This is a genomic window from Streptomyces sp. x-80 (genome assembly GCF_046549095.1).
Classification (GTDB): Bacteria; Actinomycetota; Actinomycetes; order Streptomycetales; family Streptomycetaceae; genus Streptomyces; species Streptomyces celluloflavus.
In genome coordinates, this window is record NZ_JAJPWM010000032.1 from 1 (window position 1) to 20,194 (window position 20,194).

At 72.2% G+C, this 20,194-nt stretch carries 20 protein-coding genes and 1 riboswitch; of the genes, 14 read left to right on the top strand and 6 right to left on the bottom strand.

The genetic code is table 11. The annotated features are described in order from the left end of the window. Nucleotides 1-338: 338 nt before the first annotated feature. Both ACLJWH_RS38390 and ACLJWH_RS38395 read right to left on the bottom strand, forming a co-directional pair. The gene (locus tag ACLJWH_RS38390) at nucleotides 339-1,364 is read right to left on the bottom strand and encodes a LacI family DNA-binding transcriptional regulator (RefSeq protein ID WP_411146446.1); all 1,026 of its coding nucleotides are present in this window, start codon (nucleotides 1,362-1,364) and stop codon (nucleotides 339-341) included. Nucleotides 1,365-1,388: 24 nt separating this feature from the next. After that, nucleotides 1,389-2,177, bottom strand: coding sequence for a winged-helix domain-containing protein (locus ACLJWH_RS38395; RefSeq protein WP_411146447.1), 789 nt, complete (start codon nucleotides 2,175-2,177; stop codon nucleotides 1,389-1,391). A gap of 258 nt (nucleotides 2,178-2,435) precedes the next feature. Here ACLJWH_RS38395 and ACLJWH_RS38400 point away from each other — a divergent pair, with 258 nt between their 5' ends. Then, a complete protein-coding gene (locus ACLJWH_RS38400) occupies nucleotides 2,436-3,329 on the top strand; it encodes an alpha/beta fold hydrolase (RefSeq protein ID WP_411146448.1) in 894 nt (297 codons plus the stop codon). Nucleotides 3,330-3,350: 21 nt separating this feature from the next. Here ACLJWH_RS38400 and ACLJWH_RS38405 read toward each other — a convergent pair whose 3' ends face one another. Beyond that, nucleotides 3,351-4,262: an NAD(P)-dependent oxidoreductase gene (locus ACLJWH_RS38405; RefSeq protein ID WP_411146449.1), complete on the bottom strand. Its 912-nt coding sequence runs from the start codon at nucleotides 4,260-4,262 to the stop codon at nucleotides 3,351-3,353. A gap of 156 nt (nucleotides 4,263-4,418) precedes the next feature. Here ACLJWH_RS38405 and ACLJWH_RS38410 point away from each other — a divergent pair, with 156 nt between their 5' ends. Continuing rightward, the gene (locus tag ACLJWH_RS38410) at nucleotides 4,419-5,039 is read left to right on the top strand and encodes a TetR/AcrR family transcriptional regulator (protein WP_411146450.1); all 621 of its coding nucleotides are present in this window, start codon (nucleotides 4,419-4,421) and stop codon (nucleotides 5,037-5,039) included. A gap of 153 nt (nucleotides 5,040-5,192) precedes the next feature. Here ACLJWH_RS38410 and ACLJWH_RS38415 read toward each other — a convergent pair whose 3' ends face one another. Together ACLJWH_RS38415 and ACLJWH_RS38420 are read right to left on the bottom strand one after the other, a co-directional pair. Then, nucleotides 5,193-7,094 (bottom strand): ABC transporter ATP-binding protein, encoded by a 1,902-nt coding sequence (locus ACLJWH_RS38415; protein WP_411146500.1) that lies wholly within the window; start codon nucleotides 7,092-7,094, stop codon nucleotides 5,193-5,195. A gap of 101 nt (nucleotides 7,095-7,195) precedes the next feature. Next, entirely contained in the window at nucleotides 7,196-8,929 is a 1,734-nt protein-coding gene (locus ACLJWH_RS38420) for an ABC transporter ATP-binding protein (RefSeq protein ID WP_411146451.1), read from the bottom strand. A 218-nt stretch (nucleotides 8,930-9,147) separates the two neighbouring features. On the opposite strand from ACLJWH_RS38420, the gene ACLJWH_RS38425 reads away from it, so the two are divergent. From ACLJWH_RS38425 to ACLJWH_RS38450, 6 genes are all read left to right on the top strand, one after another. Continuing rightward, nucleotides 9,148-9,393: a MoaD/ThiS family protein gene (locus ACLJWH_RS38425; protein ID WP_411146501.1), complete on the top strand. Its 246-nt coding sequence runs from the start codon at nucleotides 9,148-9,150 to the stop codon at nucleotides 9,391-9,393. Nucleotides 9,394-9,763: 370 nt separating this feature from the next. Further along, the gene (locus tag ACLJWH_RS38430; RefSeq protein ID WP_411146502.1) at nucleotides 9,764-11,110 is read left to right on the top strand and encodes a hypothetical protein; all 1,347 of its coding nucleotides are present in this window, start codon (nucleotides 9,764-9,766) and stop codon (nucleotides 11,108-11,110) included. Between the two features lie 179 nt (nucleotides 11,111-11,289). Continuing rightward, entirely contained in the window at nucleotides 11,290-11,994 is a 705-nt protein-coding gene (locus ACLJWH_RS38435) for a DUF2993 domain-containing protein (protein ID WP_411146452.1), read from the top strand. Nucleotides 11,995-12,506: 512 nt separating this feature from the next. Then, nucleotides 12,507-13,346 carry a sulfurtransferase gene (locus ACLJWH_RS38440; protein WP_411146453.1) on the top strand — a complete coding sequence of 280 codons (840 nt, stop codon included), beginning with the start codon at nucleotides 12,507-12,509 and terminating at the stop codon, nucleotides 13,344-13,346. 35 nt (nucleotides 13,347-13,381) lie between these two features. Further along, complete coding sequence (locus tag ACLJWH_RS38445) at nucleotides 13,382-13,669, top strand: DUF1416 domain-containing protein (RefSeq protein WP_052855994.1); 288 nt, start codon at nucleotides 13,382-13,384, stop codon at nucleotides 13,667-13,669. Between the two features lie 179 nt (nucleotides 13,670-13,848). Continuing rightward, the gene (locus ACLJWH_RS38450; RefSeq protein ID WP_411146454.1) at nucleotides 13,849-14,133 is read left to right on the top strand and encodes a DUF3099 domain-containing protein; all 285 of its coding nucleotides are present in this window, start codon (nucleotides 13,849-13,851) and stop codon (nucleotides 14,131-14,133) included. 45 nt (nucleotides 14,134-14,178) lie between these two features. Here the strand turns inward: ACLJWH_RS38450 and ACLJWH_RS38455 are convergent, their stop codons facing one another. Then, complete coding sequence (locus tag ACLJWH_RS38455) at nucleotides 14,179-14,544, bottom strand: DsrE family protein (protein ID WP_411146455.1); 366 nt, start codon at nucleotides 14,542-14,544, stop codon at nucleotides 14,179-14,181. 252 nt (nucleotides 14,545-14,796) lie between these two features. Between ACLJWH_RS38455 and ACLJWH_RS38460 the strand changes: the two genes are divergently transcribed. The 6 genes from ACLJWH_RS38460 (at nucleotide 14,797) to ACLJWH_RS38485 (ending at nucleotide 20,139) form a co-directional block, all read left to right on the top strand. Continuing rightward, nucleotides 14,797-15,360: an FABP family protein gene (locus tag ACLJWH_RS38460; protein ID WP_411146456.1), complete on the top strand. Its 564-nt coding sequence runs from the start codon at nucleotides 14,797-14,799 to the stop codon at nucleotides 15,358-15,360. Nucleotides 15,361-15,410: 50 nt separating this feature from the next. Further along, nucleotides 15,411-15,537: riboswitch (cobalamin riboswitch) on the top strand. A 95-nt stretch (nucleotides 15,538-15,632) separates the two neighbouring features. After that, nucleotides 15,633-16,736: a FecCD family ABC transporter permease gene (locus ACLJWH_RS38465; RefSeq protein ID WP_411146457.1), complete on the top strand. Its 1,104-nt coding sequence runs from the start codon at nucleotides 15,633-15,635 to the stop codon at nucleotides 16,734-16,736. Continuing rightward, nucleotides 16,736-17,566 (top strand): ABC transporter ATP-binding protein, encoded by an 831-nt coding sequence (locus ACLJWH_RS38470; RefSeq protein WP_411146458.1) that lies wholly within the window; start codon nucleotides 16,736-16,738, stop codon nucleotides 17,564-17,566. The genes ACLJWH_RS38465 and ACLJWH_RS38470 overlap by 1 nt, the downstream gene beginning before the upstream one ends. Before the next feature lie 11 nt (nucleotides 17,567-17,577). Further along, the gene (locus tag ACLJWH_RS38475; protein ID WP_411146459.1) at nucleotides 17,578-18,654 is read left to right on the top strand and encodes an ABC transporter substrate-binding protein; all 1,077 of its coding nucleotides are present in this window, start codon (nucleotides 17,578-17,580) and stop codon (nucleotides 18,652-18,654) included. Between the two features lie 46 nt (nucleotides 18,655-18,700). Beyond that, nucleotides 18,701-19,138 carry a Fur family transcriptional regulator gene (locus ACLJWH_RS38480; protein WP_411146460.1) on the top strand — a complete coding sequence of 146 codons (438 nt, stop codon included), beginning with the start codon at nucleotides 18,701-18,703 and terminating at the stop codon, nucleotides 19,136-19,138. A 20-nt stretch (nucleotides 19,139-19,158) separates the two neighbouring features. Continuing rightward, complete coding sequence (locus tag ACLJWH_RS38485; protein WP_411146461.1) at nucleotides 19,159-20,139, top strand: YgfZ/GcvT domain-containing protein; 981 nt, start codon at nucleotides 19,159-19,161, stop codon at nucleotides 20,137-20,139. The last annotated feature ends 55 nt before the right edge of the window (nucleotides 20,140-20,194 follow it).

Below are 20,194 nucleotides of genomic sequence, written 5' to 3' on the forward strand. Positions count from 1 at the left end.
CGTGGCGAGGCCGCACGAAGACCAGCGGCTAAGCCCTGCGGAGACCCGTGGCGAGGCCGCACGAAGACCAGCGGCTAAGCCCTGCGGAGACCCGTGGCGAGGCCGCACGAAGACCAGCGGCTAAGCCGTGCGGAGACCCGTGGCGAGGCCGCACGAAGACCAGCGGCTGAGCCGTGCGGAGACCCGTGGCGAGGCCGCGCGAAGACCAGCGGCTGAGCCGTGCGGAGACCGGTGGCGAGGCCCTGCGAAGTCCGGTGGGGAGCGGCGTCCGTACGCGTCCGCGCGCCCGCACCCGGCCGGTGTCCGGAGCAGCCCCGGTCGGCTCCGGTCAGCCCCGGTCAGCTCGTGCAGCCGCAGGACTGCCGGACGACCAGCCGCGACGGGAACTGCCGCAGCCGCTCGCGGCGCGAGCCGACGACCCGCAGTCCGTCGTCCAGCACCAGATCGACCGCCGCCCGCGCCATCGCCTGACGGTCCGAGGCGACCGTGGTCAGCGGCGGGTCGGTCAGCGCCGCTTCCTTCACATCGTCGAAGCCCGCCACGGCCAGCTCGCCCGGCACGTCTATGCGCAGCTCGCGGGCGGCCCGCAGCACCCCGATCGCCTGGTCGTCGGTCGCGCACATGATGGCCGGCGGCCGGTCGGGGCCGGCCAGCAGCTTCAGCGCCACCTGGTAGGCGTCGTAGCGGTTGTAGGGCGCCTGGAAGTACCGCCCGGTCAGCGGCTTCCCGGACTCCTGCATGGCCCGCCGCCAGCCCTCGACGTGGTCGGTGACCGGGTCGCCGGACTTCGGGGTCTCTTCCGTACCGCCGAGGAAGGCGACGTAGGGGTGGCCGTGCTCCAGCAGATGCCGGGTCGCCAGCTGCGCGCCCCAGACGTCGTCCGTCATGACGGCGACGTCGTCGATCGCGTCCGGCCTGCGGTGCAGCAGCACCACCCGGGCGTCCCACGCGTCGATCTCGGCGGCGGCGTGCTCGCTCGGCCCCTGGCTGATCAGGATCAGCCCGGACACCCGCATCCCGAGGAACGCGCGCAGGTAGTGGACCTCGCGCTCGTCGAGGTAGTCGGCGTTGCCGACCAGCACCATCTTGCCCCGCTCGGAGGCGGCCTGTTCGACGGCGTGCGCCATCTCCGCGAAGAACGGCTGCCGGGTGTCCGGGACGATCAGCCCTATGAGGTCGGTACGCCGGGACGCCATCGCCTGCGCCACCCGGTCCGGCCGGTAGCCCAGCTCGTTGATGGCGGCCAGCACCCGCTCGCGCGTGGCCGGGGCGACCGGCCTCGGTCCGTTGTTGATGACGTAACTGACCACCGCGGTGGACGTACCCGCAAGTCTTGCCACATCATCCCGCGTCACCTTGGCCACGCGCGGCAGTCTACGCGGGTGGCACTACCGCTGGGCAGGCCGTACGGAGGCGGATTCGGCGGCCGCGCCGGTGCTGCCGCCGCCGGACCTCGCCGCCTTCGCGGCGTTCTCCTGCGCCTTCGCCTCCGCCGCCCGCTCCACCTTCTCGGGCGTCACGAAGCGGTAGCCGACATTGCGGACCGTGCCGATCAGCGACTCATGCTCGGGGCCGAGCTTCGCGCGCAGCCGTCGGACGTGCACATCGACCGTCCGCGTCCCGCCGAAGTAGTCGTAGCCCCACACCTCCTGGAGGAGCTGGGCACGGGTGAACACCCGGCCGGGGTGCTGCGCCAGGTACTTCAGCAGCTCGAACTCCTTGAAGGTCAGGTCCAGGACCCGGCCCTTGAGCTTCGCGCTGTAGGTCGCCTCGTCCACGCTGAGATCGCCGGTGCGGATCTCCATCGGGGAGTCGTCGGTGGTGATCTGCTGGCGGCCCGTCACCAGCCGCAGCCGCGCCTCGACCTCGGCGGGGCCCGCGGTGTCCAGCAGGACGTCGTCGACGCCCCAGTCCGCGGTGACGGCGGCGAGCCCGCCCTCCGTCACGATCAGGATCAGCGGACAGCCCGGTCCGGTGGAGTGCAGCAGCTGGCAGAGCGACCGCACCTGGGGAAGGTCGCGACGGCCGTCGATCAGTATGACGTCGGCCCCCGGGGTGTCGATGAGGGCCGGGCCCTCGGCCGGGGCCACCCGCACGCTGTGCAGCAGCAGGCCGAGCGCGGGGAGCACCTCCGTCGACGGCTGGAGTGCGTTGGTCAGCAGCAGCAGCGAACTCATCTGCGACCACCTGCCCGGTCCCCCGGGTGCTGCGTCCTGTCCGGCTCGTCGGCCGGCTCGTCGTCCTGCTCGCTTCGCTCGCCCATGACGTCTGGTTCCTCCTCGGTCCCTGCGACGGGGGCACCTCCCGGCCGGAGCCGGGGGAGTCTGCGGCACTGCTTCGTACGGTTCTCCCGGCCGCGCGGGACACGGTCGAAAGCACAAAAGGATCCGGGGGCAACGCTGCCCGGATCCTTCTCGCCCAGCAGAATAGCTCACATGAGTTGCACACCGGCGGCCGATTTTGCACCTTCTTGTGTTCCGTCGATCACTTCGAGTGGTCATCGTGTCGTCCTGTTGACGGATGACGGCGTCCGGATCGAGGCCGCCTACACCCCCCGTACGGGCCCGCCGACGAACCCCGACGCCACCTCCGCCGCCGCTGCCGACGGCCCCGGCGCGGGCCCCGGCGATCTCGTCATGGTCCTCGCGCACGGCTTCACCGGCGCCCTGGACCGCCCCGCGCTCCGGCGCGCCGCCGCCGTCTTCGCCCAGCGAGCGGCCGTGGTGACGTTCTCCTTCCGCGGCCACGGCGGCTCCGGCGGCCGCTCCACCGTCGGCGACCGCGAGGTCCGCGATCTCGCCGCCGCGGTCCGCTGGGCCCGCTCGCTGGGCCACCGCCGGGTCGCCACCGTCGGCTTCTCCATGGGCGGTTCGGTCGTGCTGCGGCATGCGGCGCTTTACGGCCAGGAGAAGCACGAGGGGCGCACCGGTGCGCACGCCGACACGGTGGTCTCGGTCAGCTCCCCCGCCCGCTGGTACTACCGCGGCACCGCGCCCATGCGGCGGCTCCACTGGGCCGTCACCCGCCCCGCCGGCCGCCTCGTCGCCCGCCTCGGTCTGCACACCCGTGTCCACCCCGAGGACTGGGACCCGGTCCCGCTCTCCCCCACGGACGCCGTCCCCCTGATCGCCCCGGCCCCGCTCCTGATCGTCCACGGCGACCAGGACCCGTACTTCCCCCTCGACCATCCCCGGATGCTCGCCGCGGCCGCCGACCCCTCGTCCACGGACCTGTGGATCGAGGCGGGCTTCGGCCACGCCGAGAACGCCGCGGACGAGAACCTGCTCGCCCGGATCGCCCACTGGGCCGCCGCGGCCCGCACCCCCTGAAGCGGGCCACCGCGGACCGGACTACGCGGCGGGCTTCCCGATCAGACCGATCAGGCTGGTGAAGCTCTGCTCGCCGTATCCCGCGGCCACCCCCCGGTGGAAGAGGGCGGCGAGGGCGGCGGGCACCTCGGTGTCCAGACCGGCGTCCCGCAGCGTGTGCACCACGTGGTCGGCGCTCGCCGCCTCCATGGCGAGCCGGTCCGCGCCGCCGCCGTGCCGCCCCTCGTCCAGCTGCGCGCCCATCACCCCGATGAAATACGCCAGGTCGGCCGCCTTCAGGGCGTCCGGCTCGAACTCCTTGGCCGTGACGCCGTGCGCGCCGAGCAGCGCCGCGGCGTGCAGATAGCCGGTCATCCCCGTCCAGAAGATGGTCATCAGCGCCTGGTAGTAGACCTGGGCGAGGCCGGGGTCGGTACCGCGGTAGTCGGCCGAGGTGAGCACCTCCAGCGTCGCCCGGTGGGTCTCGAAGACCTCCCGCGGGCCGCTGTAGAAGGTCGCGGAACCCGGCTGCCCGATGAGCGGCGGCGGGACCTGTACGCCGCCGGTGAGGTACCGGGCGCCGTGCCGGTTCGCCCAGGCGGCGCCCGCGCGGGCCCGCTCCGGGGTGTCCGAGGTCAGGTTGACCAGGGTGCGGCCGGACAGCGCGTCGGCGGCCGGTGCGAGGACGGCGTGGCACGCGTCGTAGTCGGTCATGCTCAGCACCACCAGCTCATGGGCGGTGAGCGCCTCGGCGACCGTCCGGGCCCGCACCGCTCCCCTGGCCACCAGCTCGTCCGCCTTGCTCGCGGTGCGGTTCCACACCGTCACCGGGTGCCCGGCCGCCAGGAACGCCCCCGCCATGGCCTGCCCCATCGGCCCGAGCCCGATGACCGTCACGGCCTGCTTGCCGCCCCCGTCCTGACGCATGCCGTTCCCGTCACCGCTGTTGCTCATGAGACACCCTTCGGAAAACACCTGGATGGATCGGAAAACACCTGGACCGCGGAGAGCGCGGGGATGCCCCGGAACCCTCTAGAACGAACGCTCTATCCAGTACGGGGAACGTAGCACAACTCTGGAACGAACGCTCTACTCAGTTAGGGTGGGGCCATGCAGACGCCCCAGGACGGCACCGGGCACCCCTCGCCCGCCGACGCCACCGCCGCACTCGGCACCCGTGACCGCATCCTCGCCACCACCGCCCGGCTGCTCCAGCACCAGGGCTACGAGGGCACCGGCATCAAGCAGATCGCCCGCGAGGCCAAGGCCACCCTCGGTTCCGTGTACCACTTCTTCCCCGGCGGGAAGCAGGAGCTGGCGATGGCGGCGCTCCAGCACGGCGACCGGGAGTTCGCCGAGCTGCTGCGCACCGTCCTGGCCACCGTGGCGGACCCGGCCGACGCCGTGCTCGCCGCCGTCGACGCGTTCGCCGACGCCCTGCGCGCCTCCGGCTGGACCGACGGCTGCCCGGTCACCACCACCGCCCTGGAGACCACCGGGACCAGCCCCGAGATCCAGCGGGTCTGCGCCGCGGCGTTCCGGAGCTGGCAGGACGCGGTCCACGACAAGCTGCGCACCGCCGGCATCCCCGAGCCGGACGCCCGCGAACTGGCCGTCACGGTCATCAACACCCTGGGCGGCGCCGAGATCACCGCCCAGGTCTTCCGCGACGACGCGCCCCTGCGGATCGCCGGCCGCCATCTGGCCCGCCTGATCCGGACCTACCGCTGACCACCGGCCGGCAGCGGCCGGACCACGGGACGGCGGGCCCGTAGGGCATGCGGGCGGCAGGACGTACGGCCCGTACGGCGAAGGTCCGGTGGGGTGCTCCCCACCGGACCTTCGGTATCCGGACCCTGATCTGACGGCGGCCGCCGTCAGCCGTCAGCCCGTCTCCGCGACCGCCTCCGCGAACTGGGCCGCGTACAGGCGCGCATACGCCCCGTCCGCCGCCAGCAGCGACTCGTGCGTGCCCTGTTCGACGATCGCGCCGGACTCCATCACCAGGATGAGGTCCGCATCGCGGATCGTGGACAGGCGGTGGGCGATGACGAAGCTCGTCCGGCCGGTGCGCAGCCGGGCCATCGCGTGCTGGATCAGGACCTCGGTGCGGGTGTCGACCGAGCTGGTGGCCTCGTCGAGGACGAGGATCGCGGGCTCGGCCAGGAAGGCGCGGGCGATGGTGATCAGCTGCTTCTCGCCGACCGAGACATTGCCGCCCTCGTCGTCGATGACGCTGTCGTAGCCGTCGGGGAGGGTGCGCACGAAGCGGTCGACGTGGGTGGCCTTGGCGGCCTCGACGACCTTCTCCAGCGAGGTGCCCTCGGGGGCGCCGTAGGCGATGTTCTCGGCGATGGTGCCGCCGAAGAGCCAGGTGTCCTGGAGGACCATGCCGATGTGCGAGCGGAGTTCCTCGCGGGACATCTCGGCGATGTCGACGCCGTCGAGGGTGATCCGGCCGCCGCGCACCTCGTAGAACCGCATCAGGAGGTTGACGAGCGTGGTCTTGCCGGCGCCGGTCGGGCCGACGATCGCCACGGTCTGGCCGGGGCGCACACTCAGCGACAGACCGTCGATGAGCGGCTTCGCCTCCTCGTAGCGGAACGAGACCCGCTCGAACTCGACGCGGCCGGTGAGGTGTTCGGGGCGGGCGGGCCGCTCGGCGTCCGGCTCCTGCTCCTCGGCGTCGAGGAGTTCGAAGACCCGCTCGGCAGAGGCGACACCGGACTGGACGAGGTTGGCCATCGAGGCGACCTGGGTGAGCGGCTGGCTGAACTGCCGGGAGTACTGGATGAACGCCTGGACGTCGCCGATGGACAGGGCGCCGGAGGCCACCCGCAGCCCGCCGACGACCGCGACCAGGACGTAGTTCAGGTTGCCGATGAACATCATCGCGGGCTGGATGATCCCGGAGATGAACTGCGCCTTGAACCCCGCGGCGTACAGGGCCTCGTTCTGCTCGCGGAACAGCTCGGCGGACTCCTTCTGGCGGCCGAAGACCTTCACCAGGGAGTGGCCGGTGTACATCTCCTCGATGTGCGCGTTGAGCTTGCCGGTCGTCTTCCACTGCTGGACGAACTGGGGCTGGGCCCGCTTGCCGATCTTGGCGGCGACGACGATCGAGACGGGGACGGTCAGCAGGGCGACCAGCGCCAGCAGCGGCGAGATCCAGAACATCATCACCAGGACGCCGACGATGGTCAGCAGCGAGGCCACTATCTGGCTGAGGGTCTGCTGCAACGTCTGCTGGATGTTGTCGATGTCGTTGGTCGCCCGGGAGAGCACCTCACCGCGCTGCTGCTTGTCGAAGTAGCTCAGCGGCAGCCGGGCCAGCTTCTCCTCGACCTGCTCGCGCATCCGGAAGACGGTGCGCTGGACGACGGTGGTGGCGATCCTGGCCTGTACGAAGCCGAACGCCGAGGCGCCGATGTAGATCAGCAGGACCCACATCAGGACGGTGCCGACGGCGCCGAAGTCGATGCCCTGGCCGGGGACGACCGGCATCGCGCCGAGCATGTCGGCGAGCCCGCCCTGGCCGTGCGCCCGCAGCTGCTCCATGGCCTGCGCCTTGCTGAGCCCGGCGGGCAGCTGGCGGCCGATGATGCCGGACATGATCAGGTCGGTGGCGTGCCCGAGGACCTTGGGCCCCAGGACGGACATCGCCACGCTCACCACGCCCAGCGCCAGCGCGACCGAGATGATGCCGCGCTCGGGCCGCATCTGGCCCAGCAGCCGCTTGCCCGACCCCTTGAAGTCCATCGACTTCTCGACCGGGCCGCCCATCATCCGGCCCGCCGGTCCCTGCGCCGGTGCCGGGCCCCGGCGCGGCGCCGCCTGGGCGGGCACCTCGGAGCCGGCCCCGGCGTCCGCTTTCTTGTCCGCGGTGGTCACGCCGCCTCCTGCTCGGTGAGCTGGGAGAGCACGATCTCCCGGTAGGTCTCGTTCTCCGCCATCAGCTCGGCGTGCGTGCCGGTGCCGACGACCCGGCCCTCGTCCAGGACGACGATCCGGTCCGCGCCGCGGATGGTGGAGACCCGCTGCGCGACGATCACGACCGTCGCCCGGCCGGTCTCGCGGGAGAGCGCGCTGCGCAGCGCCGCGTCCGTCGCGTAGTCCAGCGCGGAGAACGAGTCGTCGAAGAGGTAGATCTCCGGCCGGCGCACCAGCGCCCGCGCGATGGCCAGCCGCTGCCGCTGACCGCCGGAGACATTGCCGCCGCCCTGCGCGATGGGGGCGTCCAGACCGCCCTCCATCCGCTCGACGAAGTCACGCGCCTGCGCGGTCTCCAGGGCGTGCCACAGCTCCTCGTCGGTCGCGTCGGGGTTGCCGTAGCGCAGGTTCGTCGCGACGGTTCCGGAGAAGAGGTAGGGCTTCTGCGGGACCAGGCCGATGGTGGTGGCCAGCGTCTCCTGGTCGAGGGTGCGGACGTCCTCGCCGTCCACCAGGACCGTGCCGCCGGTCGCGTCGAAGAGCCGCGGTACGAGCCCGAGGAGCGTCGACTTGCCGCTGCCGGTCGAGCCGATGACGGCGGTGGTCTCACCGGGGCGGGCGACCAGGGAGATGTCCCGCAGCACCGGCTGCTCGGCGCCCGGGAAGCGGAACTCGACGCCGCGCAGCTCCAGTTCGCCGTGGCGCCGCAGCTCGGTGACGGGGTGCTCGGGCGGGATGACGCTGGACTCGGTGGCCAGCACCTCCTGGATGCGCTCGGCGCAGACCTCGGCGCGCGGCAGCATCATCACCATGAACGTCGCCATCATGATCGACATGAAGATGTACATGAGATAGCTGAGGAAGGCGGTCAGCGCGCCGATCTGCATCGCGCCGCTGTCGATGCGCTGCCCGCCGAACCAGACGACGGCCACGCTGGAGAGGTTCACGATCAGCATGACCAGCGGGAACATCATCGACATCAGCCGGCCGGCGCGCACCGACACGTCGTACAGATCGGTGTTGGCCGCGCCGAACCGCTCGCGCTCGTGCCGGTCCCGGACGAAGGCGCGGATGACACGGATACCGGTGATCTGCTCGCGCAGCACGCGGTTGACGGTGTCGATGCGCTCCTGCACCCCGCGGAACAGCGGGCGCATCCGGCGCACGATCAGCGAGACGAGAATCCCGAGGACCGGGACGATGACCAGGAGGAGGCCGGAGAGCGGCACATCCTGGTTGAGCGCCATGACGACGCCGCCGACGCACATGATCGGCGCCGCGACCATCATCGTGAACGTCATCAGCACCAGCATCTGGACCTGCTGGACGTCATTGGTGGTGCGGGTGATCAGCGAGGGTGCGCCGAAGGTGCCCACTTCCCGGGCGGAGAAGGACTGCACCCGGTCGAAGACGGCGGCGCGGATGTCGCGGCCCAGTGCCATGGCCGTCCGGGCGCCGAAGAAGACGGCGCCGATGGCGCAGACGATCTGCAACAGGGTGACGGCGATCATGACGCCGCCCAGGCGGAAGATGTAGCCCGTATCGCCCTTGACGACTCCGCCGTCGATGATGTCTGCGTTCAGCGTGGGCAGGTAGAGAGTCGCCAGCGTCTGTATCAGCTGGAGCAGCACGATCAGGGATATCGAGCGCCTGTGGGGCCGCAGATGCGCCCGCGCGAGTTGGACCAACACCCGTCGAGCCTATGCGAACACTTGCCCACGGCAACCGAGTATCGCCATCGCCCCAGGAGGGCCCGGCAGACTTTGCCAGAACTTGCCCGGAACCGGTCCGGCCGTCGCGTACGCCATCATGGAGGCGGCAACGACGGGACGTCCCCGCCAACGGACGCCCGCACCGGACCTCCCACGACCGACACGATGAAGAGGCCGCCGTGACAACAACTGGCACCGTGCGCTACTGGGCCGCGGCCAAGGCCGCCGCCGGCACGGCAGAGGAACCGTACGCGGCGGTGACGCTCGCCGAGGCGCTGGACGCGGCGCGCGCCGCGCATACCGGGAACCCCGAGTTCGCCCGCGTCCTGCTGCGCTGCTCCTTCCTGGTGGACGGCGCTCCGGTCGGCACCCGCGACCATGCGACGGTGCCGCTGTCCCAGGGCGGCACCGTCGAGGTCCTGCCGCCCTTCGCGGGAGGGTGAGCACACGACCATGAGCGACCACCAGCCGCACCCGCCGCAGCACCCCGGCGGCCCCGCCGGGCACCCGCAGGAACCGCACGAGCCCTACCCGGCCCCCGCCCCGTATGCGCCCCCGCAGGACCCGTACGCGCAGCCGAACCCCTACGCCCAGCCGGGCGCCTACGCACCACAGGACCCGTACGCGGCACCCGCCCCGCACGACCCGCGGACGGCGGCGCACGACCCGCAGGCGCCGTACGGCGGTTCCTATGGGTCCCATGAGTCCCACGGGTCCCATGGGTCTTACGGTTCCCACGATTCCTACGGACAGCAGCAGACCGGTTCCTACGGGCAGCAGCAGGCGCAGCCGTACGCCCCGCACGACCCCTATATGCAGCAGCAGCCGCAGACACCGCAGCCCCAGCAGCACGCACAACAGCCGCAGCCCCAGCAGCAGCCGCAACAGCCGCAGTCCACGGTGTGGCCGGTGGCCGGCGGCCAGCAGGTTCAGCAGGGACAGCAGATCCAGCAAGGCCAGCAGATCCAGCAGGGCCAGCAGTACGGACACCCCGGGCAGCACCGCCGGCCCGGCAACGAGCAGCCCGGATACGACGCCTACGGCCGGCCGGCGGCGTCCGGGCAGGACGCGTACGGCTCACCGCAGCCGTCCGCCCACGCCGCCCCGCAGCCCCCGCCGGGCCAGCCCGCGTCGACCGGCCACACCCAGACCTGGAGCGCCCTGACCTGGGAGACCGGCGTCCAGCCACCGGTCCCGGCGGCGTCGGACGCCGAGGAGACCGCGTATCTCCCCGCCCAGCCCCCCACCCACCAGCAGGCCGCGCACCAGGCCGCGTTGCCGCCCGAGAAGCCGGCCGCCCGGCAGCACCCGTACCCCCGGCAGACCGGGCCCGCCGCCCCGGCCGGCGCCGCCGCGCCCGCCGCTTCCCCGGCGCCGGCCGCCGCCCCCGTCTCCACCGCGCACCTCGCGCCCAACCAGCGCGCCCGCGCCGAGGGCCGGTCGCCGATCATCCCGCCCGGACGGCAGCCGGCCCTGCTGACCGCGGGACTCGCCGTGCTGCTCGCGCTGACCGCGCTGGCCGGCCGGCCCGTGCTGGCCGTACCGGTGGTGCTGCTGCAAGCCGTCACCGCGGCGGGCTGGTTCCGGCTCAACGGCATGTGGCCCGCCCGCCAGGGCATCGCGCTCGCCTTCCTGGCGGGTCTGACCACCGATATCGCGCTGCTGGCCGCCGACCGCGACAGCGCGCCCCTGGTGGCCATCGGCACGCTCGGGGTGTGGTGCCTGTTCGTCCTCGTCCTCCAGCTGCGCAACCGCGGCAGCGCGGACGAGCGGATGTACGCGCTGACCGCGGGCCTGGCCTCGACCGCCCTCGCGGTGCTCGCCGCCGGCCAGCTCGCCGCCGCCCCGCACGCGGTGGTGGTCGGTGCCGTCGCGGTGGCCGTGGCCACGCTCGCCCGCGCGCTGCCGCTGCGGTCCGCCGCCGCTGTCGCCCTCCCCCTGGCGGTCGCCACCGGCGCCGGTGCCGCGGCCGGTCTGCTGACCGATCTCGGGGCCGCCGGCGCCCTGCTGGGCCTGGCCGCCGGGGGCTGCGCCCTGATCGGCCTGCGGGTGGCCAGCTACGACTACCCGTCCCGCTTCGTCCATCTGACGGCCGGGGTGGCGCTGCCCCTCGCGCTCGCCGCCCCCGCCGTGTACGTCCTGGGCCGCGCGCTGGTCTGAGGGCCGTCGGCGGCCGGCGGGCACCGCCCCCGGCCGCCGGGCACGCACGGGATCGCTCCTTCCGGCGGCCGACGGCCGCGGTCGCCGGAGCCGGTCGTCTAGGCTCGCCGATGCGCAGGCGGGGGCCTGTGCGGAAGAGAACGCCGGATCTCCGGCTCATGTGTGGGGGAAGTGGTCCGATGCGTGCACTACGGGTGCTGCTGTTCGTTGTCGTCATCTTCGGCGCGCTGTTCGTCGGCGCCGACCGCCTCGCGGTCAACTTCGCCGAGAACAAGGCCGCGGACAAGATCCGCAGCAGCCAGGGGCTCGACGAGCCGCCGAACGTCACCATCAAGGGCTTCCCGTTCCTGACCCAGGTCGCCGGCCGCACCCTGGAAGAAGTGGACGCCGACCTCGGCGGCATCCAGGCCCGCGCCGAAGGCCGCGCACTGCGGCTGGACCAGCTGACCGCCGAGTTCCGCGATGTGGAACTGACCAGCGACTACACCTCCATCAAGAGCGCCGCACGGGCCACCGGCGACGCCCGGATCACCTACGCCGACCTGACCAAGGCCGCCGGCGGCGGCGTCACGGTCTCCTACGGCGGGGAGAAGAACGGCAGCAGCCAGGTCAAGATCTCGCCGAAGGTCGCGATCCTCAGCTCGCTGGAGGTGACCGGCACGATCTCCGCCGTCAACGGCAACACGGTCCGGCTGCGGGTCGACAAGATCCCGACGGTGTGTGCCGCGCTCCCGGGCTGCGCGGCGAAGGTGCGGGCCCAGACGGACCACGACTGGAAGCTGGACCAGCTGCCCCGCAACCTCAAGCTGGAGCGGGTGGTGACCTCGCCGGACGGCATAGCGATCAGCGCCTCCGGCCGGGACGTCGCGCTCCCCGGCAGCTGACCCGGCCCCCGCGGACCGGCCGACGGGCCCGCCGACCCGCCGGCCCGTCCACCCGCTGAGACGCCGCAGTCCGTCCACCAGACCTCTCCCCGGCACACCGGCGCCGGACGGCCGCGCGGGGCGGCCCGGCACCCCCGCGCATCCCACATCGCGGACAATCGCATCTCGTCATCCGACACACCGGTGACATGCCCCGCTTCCCGTCCCTACGATCGGTGGCATGCAGAGCTCTTTGAGCGGTCTCCGTCCGCGGGGACAGGCGGTACTCACGAAGCGCCGGGCAGTCGACCTGTGCCGCATCGCCGCCATGCTCTGTCGCTCTGTCTGACAGGCCCCTTCCGCTCCCGTCTGCACGGTCCCTGCCACAGCGGCCTCCCCGTAACCCTCGTACGTCCGCGCGCGCCGCCGCGCGCCTTCGGCCTCCCCGGACACGTTCCGGGAACCCTGGGCGCGCACCCGGCGTACCCGCGTGCACCACCGCAACCGCCCCGCAACGCCCGGAGGAGAAGAACATGAGCCGTAGCGACGTCCTGGTGGACGCCGACTGGGTCGAGGCCCACATCGACGACCCCAAGGTGGTCATCGTCGAGGTAGACGAGGACACCTCCGCGTACGAGAAGAACCACATCAAGAACGCGATCCGCATCGACTGGCAGAAGGACCTCCAGGACCCGGTGCGCCGCGACTTCGTCGACCAGGCGGGCTTCGAGGCGCTGCTCTCGGCGCGGGGCATCGCCAACGACGACACCGTCATCCTCTACGGCGGCAACAACAACTGGTTCGCGTCCTACGCCTACTGGTACTTCAAGCTCTACGGCCACGACAGCGTGAAGCTGCTCGACGGCGGCCGCAAGAAGTGGGAGCTGGACTCGCGCGACCTGGTCGCGGCCGTGCCCACCCGCACCGCGACCACCTACCGGGCGAAGGCGCAGGACGTCTCCATCCGTGCCTTCCGCGACGAGGTCCTCGCCGCCGGCGGCGCCACGAACCTGGTGGACGTCCGCGGCCCCGACGAGTTCAGCGGCAAGCTGCTCGCCCCGGCGCACCTCCCGCAGGAGCAGTCGCAGCGCCCCGGCCACGTGCCCGGCGCCCGCAACATCCCGTGGTCGAAGAACGCGAACGACGACGGCACCTTCAAGTCGGACGACGAACTGACGGCGCTCTACGAGAACGAGGCCGTCGACCTGGCCAAGGACACCATCGCGTACTGCCGCATCGGGGAGCGCTCCGCGCTCACCTGGTTCGTGCTGCACGAGCTGCTCGGCCAGTCCAATGTCAAGAACTACGACGGTTCCTGGACCGAGTACGGCTCGCTGGTCGGTGTCCCGATCGAGCTCGGTGCCGCCAAGTAAGCAAGCTTCTCCCCGAATCCCTCAAGGAAGTACCTATGTGTGGAGCACAGCCCGGCGGCCCGGACGCCTCGACCATCAAGCCCGGTGAGACGACGATCCAGGGCAGCGTGACCCGCGACGGCCAGCCCGTCACCGGTTACGTCCGCCTGCTGGACAGCACCGGCGAGTTCACCGCCGAGGTCCCCACCTCGGCGACCGGACAGTTCCGCTTCTACGCGGCCGAGGGCACCTGGACGCTGCGCGCGCTCGTCCCGGGCGGCACCGCGGATCGCACCGTCGTCGCCCAGCGGGGCGGCCTGGCGGAGGTCGCCATCGCCGTCTGACGGCGCCGGTCACGGACCTCGCCCGCTGACGGAGGGCCGCACCCCAGGGGTTTGGACGCCTTGGCCGGGGTGCGGCCCTCCGCGCTGCGCGGCCCCGCCCGGCGGGCCCGCCGGAACCGGTCGCACACCGGCGTCCGTCCGGGCTTCTCTCCCGCCCCGCGCGGACTTACCGTGGACTTATGTACGCGCACCGTCGGCTGCCCGCGCAACGGCGTCATCGCAGGTATTTCGTCATGATGGCCGTGTGCATCACGCTGTTCGTCCTGGCGTGGAGCGTGGTCCGGCTCTGGTCGGTGCCGGCGGCGGTGGGCATGTGCGTGGTCGCCATGGTCATCCCACCCATCGCGGCGATCATCGGCAATCGCAGGGAGCCGGATGAGCGCTGGTGGGACGAGTCCGGCGACCCGGAGTCCGACCGCTGGTGGCGCGAGCTCGACGAACAGGACGACAAGCACTCGCAGTAGAGCGGCCGCCCCGGTGACGGGGCGCGCCGCAGTACCCGCGGGCGCTCAGTACACGAGTGCCTGGACGCCCTCCGGCATGATCTCGCTGACGAAGAGCTGGGCCCCGGCGATACCCGCCCCGTCGATCAGGTCCTGCTGCTCGACACCGCGGCGCGCGGCGCACTGCGTGCAGACGGTGATCGCACCGCCGCCCGCGAGGATCCCGTCGATCAGCTCCGGCAGGGGCGCCGCGTGCGGCAGCTCGAACTCGGCCGCCCGCCCCGGCAGCGCGAACCACACCGACTCCCCGGTCAGCCACAACGACACCTCGACACCGCTGGCCACCGCCACGGCCGCCACCGTGAACGCCTGCGAGCACCGCTCGGGCGCGTCGGCGCCCGCCGTCACCTTGATCACGAGCTTCTTCGCCATGGGGCAAGAGTAGGGCCGCCGCCGGGGACGGACCTCACAGTGCCGCCGGTGGCACCGCCGACTAGACTCGCTTCCGGTCCCGTAACACCTCACTCCGTCCTGGGAGCGCGCTCGTGCTTGAGGCAGTCTTCACCACCCTGCTCGTCCTGGTCGCCGTCGGCGTCGTCGCCTTCGCGGGTCTGACCTGGAAGAAGCTGTACCAGGGCCAGCGCTGAGAACCCCCTCCTCCCTCTCTACAGATCGCCTGAGCTCATGATCGAGATCCCGTCCGACCTGAACCCGGCCCTGGTGCCGCTCGCCTTCCTCCTCGGCAACTGGGAGGGCGCGGGCGTCGCGGACTTCCCGGGCGCCGAGAAGTGCAACTTCGGGCAGGAGGTCACCTTCACCCACGACGGCCGTGACTTCCTCGAATACACCTCGCACAGCTGGGTGCTCGACGGCGAGGGCAAGAAGGTCCGCCCGCTGGAGACCGAGAGCGGCTACTGGCGGGTCGGCGCGGACCGCAAGGTCGAGGTCGTGATGGTCCGCGACCAGGGCGTGGTGGAGATCTGGTACGGCGAGCTCGCCGACCGGAAGCCGCAGATCGACCTGGCCACCGACGCCGTCGCGCGCACCGTGGCCGCCGGCCCGTACAGCGGCGGCAAGCGGCTCTACGGCTATGTCAACGGCGACCTGATGTGGGTCGGTGAGAAGGCCACCCCCGAGGTGGCGCTGCGCCCCTACATGTCCGCGCATCTGAAGAAGGTCGTCGACCCCAGCGAATGGGCCAAGGACCTCAAGGACCTGCCCGACGACGGGATCGCCTTCTTCCGGTAGGCCGTCCGGCGGACCGGCCGGGCGCATCCCGCCCGGCGACCGGTCCGTGCCGCACCACCGCACAACTTCATACGCGCCCCGCGGGGGAAGTCCGGTGAGAGTCCGGCGCTGACCCGCAACGGTAAGCGGAACACCCTTCCGTGAGCCCGATCACCCGTGGCGGCGCCAGCTCCAGACAACTCGCCGTGGACTGCGAGGGGACGCCTCCGCCGCCACGGGCGCCGGGCCGTGTCTTCCTCCGTTCGGACACGGTCCGACGGAAGGCACCCCCCGTGGCGACCACCGCCCAGGCCGCGCCCCGCGCCCCGGCCCCGCACGACGGGCCGGCGCCACCGCCGCGGCGCCTGCCCGTACCGCCGCTGGTGGCCGCCCTCTCCGTGGTGCTGCTCGGTTCCCTGCTGTGCGGGATCGGCCTCGGCTCGGCCGGGGTGAGCTGGTCGCAGGTGGTGCGCTATCTGGGCGCCGGGCTGACCGGCGGCACCATCCGCCCCGACGAGGTCGCCACCTACACCATCGTGTGGGAGCTGCGCTTCCCACGGGCCGTACTGGCCGCCGTCGTCGGCGCCGGGCTCTCCGCCGTCGGCGTCGCCGTCCAGGCGCTGGTGCGCAACGCGCTCGCCGATCCCTTCGTGCTCGGCATCTCCTCCGGCGCCGCGGTCGGCGCCAACGCCGTGCTGCTCTTCGGCGCGCTGGGCGCGCTCGGGGTCTGGGCGCTGTCGGTGTCCGCGTTCGTCTCCGCGCTGCTCGCGATGGCCCTGGTCTACGCGGCGGCCCGCACCGCCCACGGGCTCACCCCGCTGCGGCTGGTGCTGACCGGCACCGCGATGTACTACGGCTTCTCCGCGATCACCACCCTGATGGTGTTCACCGCCGACCGCGGCGAGGCGGCCCGCTCGGCGATGATGTGGCTGCTCGGCAGCCTGAGCGGGGCCGGCTGGGGTTCGGTGCCGATCGCCGCGGCCGCGGTCCTGGCGGCACTGGCCCATCTGCTGCTCTCCGCGGGCCGGCTCAACGCGCTGGCCATGGGCGACGAGACGGCCGCCGCCCTCGGGATCGACGCCGAGCGGCTGCGCCGCGAACTGTTCGTGGTCGCCGCCGCCGTCACCGGCGCCGTGGTCGCGGTCAGCGGTGCGATCGGCTTCGTCGGCCTGATGGTGCCGCATGTGACGCGGATGCTGGTCGGCGCCGACCACCGGCGGGTGCTGGCCGTCGCGCCGCTGCTGGGCGCGGTGCTGCTGGTGTGGGTGGATCTGCTCTCGCGGGTGGTGCTGGCGCCCGTGGAACTGCCGGTCGGCGTGGTCACCGCCGTCATCGGGGTGCCCTGTTTCGTGCTGCTGATGCGGCGGCGCGGCTACACCTTCGGAGGCGGCGCCTGATGCGGATCGACATCACGGACCTGTCGGTGGAGGTGGCCGGCCACCGGCTGGTCCACGACATCGCCCTGACGGCGGAGAGCGGCCGCCTCGTCGGACTCGTCGGGCCGAACGGCAGCGGCAAGTCGACCCTGCTGCGCTGCGTCTACCGCGCGCTGCGCCCGGTCGTCGGCACGGTACGGCTGGACGGTACGGATCTGCACGCCATGGACGCCCGGGAGGGCGCCCGGCTGCTGGCCGCGCTGCCCCAGGAGGCGAGCACCGAGTTCGACTTCACGGTGGCCGAGGTCGTCGCGATGGGCCGGCTGCCGCATCAGCGCGGCTCGGGCCGGGCGAGCGCCGCCGACACCGAGGTGTGTACGCGCGCACTGGCCCGGGTCGGCGCGGACCATCTGGCCGGACGCGGCTTTCTGAGCCTGTCCGGCGGGGAGAAGCAGCGGGTGCTGATCGCCCGCGCACTGGCCCAGGAACCGAAGGTGCTGGTCCTCGACGAGCCGACCAACCACCTGGACATCGCCCAGCAGCTGGAGGTGCTGGCCCTGGTACGGGACAGCCGGCTGACGGTGCTGACCGCGCTGCACGACCTCAACCTGGCCGCCGTGCACTGCGACGAGCTGTACGTCATCGCGGGCGGCCGGATCGTCGCCGCCGGGGCGCCGCACGACGTGCTCACCCCGGACCTGCTGGCCGAGGTCTTCGGCGTGCGCGCGCACCGCGTACGGCACCCCGAATCCGGCGCGGTCCAGCTGCTGTTCGACCGGCTGGCCCCGGCCGACGCCCCGTCGGACGCCCCCGCCGACGGCGCCCCCGTCACCGCCCCGACCGCACCGTGAGGACCCGCTCCATGCTCCCGGCCCACCGCCGTACCGCCCGCCGCCCCGTCCGCCGTTACGCCGCTCCGCTGGCCCTCACCCTGGCGCTCACCGCCACCGGCTGCGGCGCGCGGATATCCGCCGACGGCGAGAACGGCAAGGACAGCGAGACCGGCAAGAGCTCCGCCGCTCCCGCCGGCCACTACCCCGTCACCATCGAGAACTGCGGCACCCGCACCACGTACGACAAGGCCCCGCAGCGGGTGGTCACGAACGACGTCGGCATCACCGAGATCATGTTCGCGCTCGGCCTGGAGAACCGGATGGCGGGCTATGTGATGCCCGACGACAAGGGCGATATCGACGCGGTGCCCTGGAAGGCCGCGTACGACAAGGTCCCCTGGCTCTCCAAGAAGGCGATCACCAAGGAGATGGCCCTGGACGCCAAGACCGATCTGGTCTTCGCGGGCTGGAACTACGGCTTCGGCGAGGACAACGCGCTGACCCCCGACTCCCTCAAGAAGCTCGGCATCGGCAGCTATGTGCTGACCGAGTCCTGCCGTAAGGGCCCGAACGGCAGCGCCCGCGGTGTCATGCCGCCGCTGGAGGCGCTCTACACCGACCTGACGACGCTCGGGAAGATCTTCGACGTCGAGGACCGCGCCGCCGCCCTGGTCGAGAAGTACCGGCAGCAGGTCGCCGACGCCCAGGCCAAGGCGCCCGCACCGGCCGACCGGCCCTCCGTCTTCCTCTACGACGACGGCCGCGACAAGCCGCTGACCGCGGGGGAGTACGCCGGCCCGCACGACATCATCACCAAGGCCGGCGGCGACCACATCATGAAGGACCTCAAGGACTCCTGGGTGACGGTCGGCTGGGAGACCGTCGTCGCCCGCGATCCGGACGTCATCGTGATCAACAACTACGGCGACACCTCCGCCGACCAGAAGAAGGCGTTCCTGAAGTCCTATCCGCCGCTCGCCAACGTCTCGGCGATCAAGCACGACCGGATCTACGTCATGGACTACGCCGACCTCGTCGAGAGCCCCCGCAACCCGGCCGCGATCAGCGGTCTCGCCCGTTATCTCCGCGGCGTACACACCGGGTGACGCCGCGGGCATACGCACCCGCCCGCCGTCCTCCTACACTGGCTGTGTGGTGAGCACCGACTGGCAGAGCGACCTCCGCAGGCGCGGGTACCGCCTGACTCCGCAGCGCCAGCTCGTCCTGGAGGCTGTGGACAGGCTGGAACACGCCACCCCCGACGACATCCTCACCGAGGTGCGCAAGACGGCGGGCGGCGTGAACATCTCCACGGTCTACCGCACCCTGGAGCTGCTGGAGGAGCTCGGCCTGGTCAGCCACGCGCACCTGGGACACGGCGCGCCGACGTACCACCTCGCCGACCGCCATCACCACATCCACATGGTGTGCCGGGACTGCACGAACGTCATCGAGGCGGACCTGTCGGTGGTCGAGCCGTTCACGGCGCAGCTGCGGGAACGGTTCGGCTTCGACACGGACATGAAGCATTTCGCCATCTTCGGACGCTGTGCGGCCTGCACCACCAAGGCCGCTCGGAGCGAGCCGTAGCCGGGTCGTAGGCTGGCAGCATGCTGCGACATTCGAAAGTCAGCCCGCTGCTGTCGCTGCCCGGCGCCGTCCCCGCCGAGGCCCCCGACGAAGGCGTCGCCGCGCACTACGGCGATCTCTTCCGGGAGCAACGCGCCCTCGCCGACGGCTCCGGTTTCGTGGACCTCTCGCACCGCGGCGTGGTCACCGTCACCGGCCCCGAGCGGCTGAGCTGGCTGCATCTGCTGCTCACCCAGCACGTCAGCGATCTCGCGCCGGGCGTGGCGACCGAGGCGCTGATCCTCTCCGCGCACGGCCATGTCGAGCACGCGCTCTATCTCGTCGACGACGGCGAGACGACCTGGCTGCACGCCGAACCGGGCACCCAGGAGGCGCTGATCGCCTATCTGGAGAGCATGAAGTTCTTCTACCGCGTCGAGGTCGCCGACCGCACCGCCGAGTTCGCCGTGGTGTACCTCCCGGCCGGCTCCATCGCCGAGGTGCCGGACCGCACCGTCGTACGCGAGACCGCGTACGGCCGTGAGCTCTTCCTGCCGCGCGGCGGCCTGGAGCCGTTCGCCGCGGCGCACGGCCCGGCGATCGGCGTGCTGGCCCTGGAGGCGCTCCGCGTCGAGGCGCACCGCCCGCGGCTGGGCATGGAGACCGACCACCGCACCATTCCGCACGAGCTGGGCTGGATCGGCACCGCCGTGCACCTCCAGAAGGGCTGCTACCGCGGCCAGGAGACGGTCGCCCGGGTGCAGAACCTGGGCAAGCCGCCGCGCCGGCTGGTCTTCCTGCACCTGGACGGCAGCGAGGTGCACCTGCCGCCGCACGGCGCGCCCGTCCGGCTGGCCGCGGACGGCGAGGAGGGCCGGCAGCTCGGCTTCATCACCACCTCGGCCCGCCACCACGAGCTGGGACCCATCGCGCTGGCCCTGGTCAAGCGCAATGTGCCGGTGGACGCGCAGCTCAGCGCGGCCGGTACGGCGGCGGCGCAGGAGGTCGTGGTCGAGCCGTAGCGCGGCGGTCAGTGGACTACGGACGGGCCGGCCCCCACCGTCGGGGGCCGGCCCG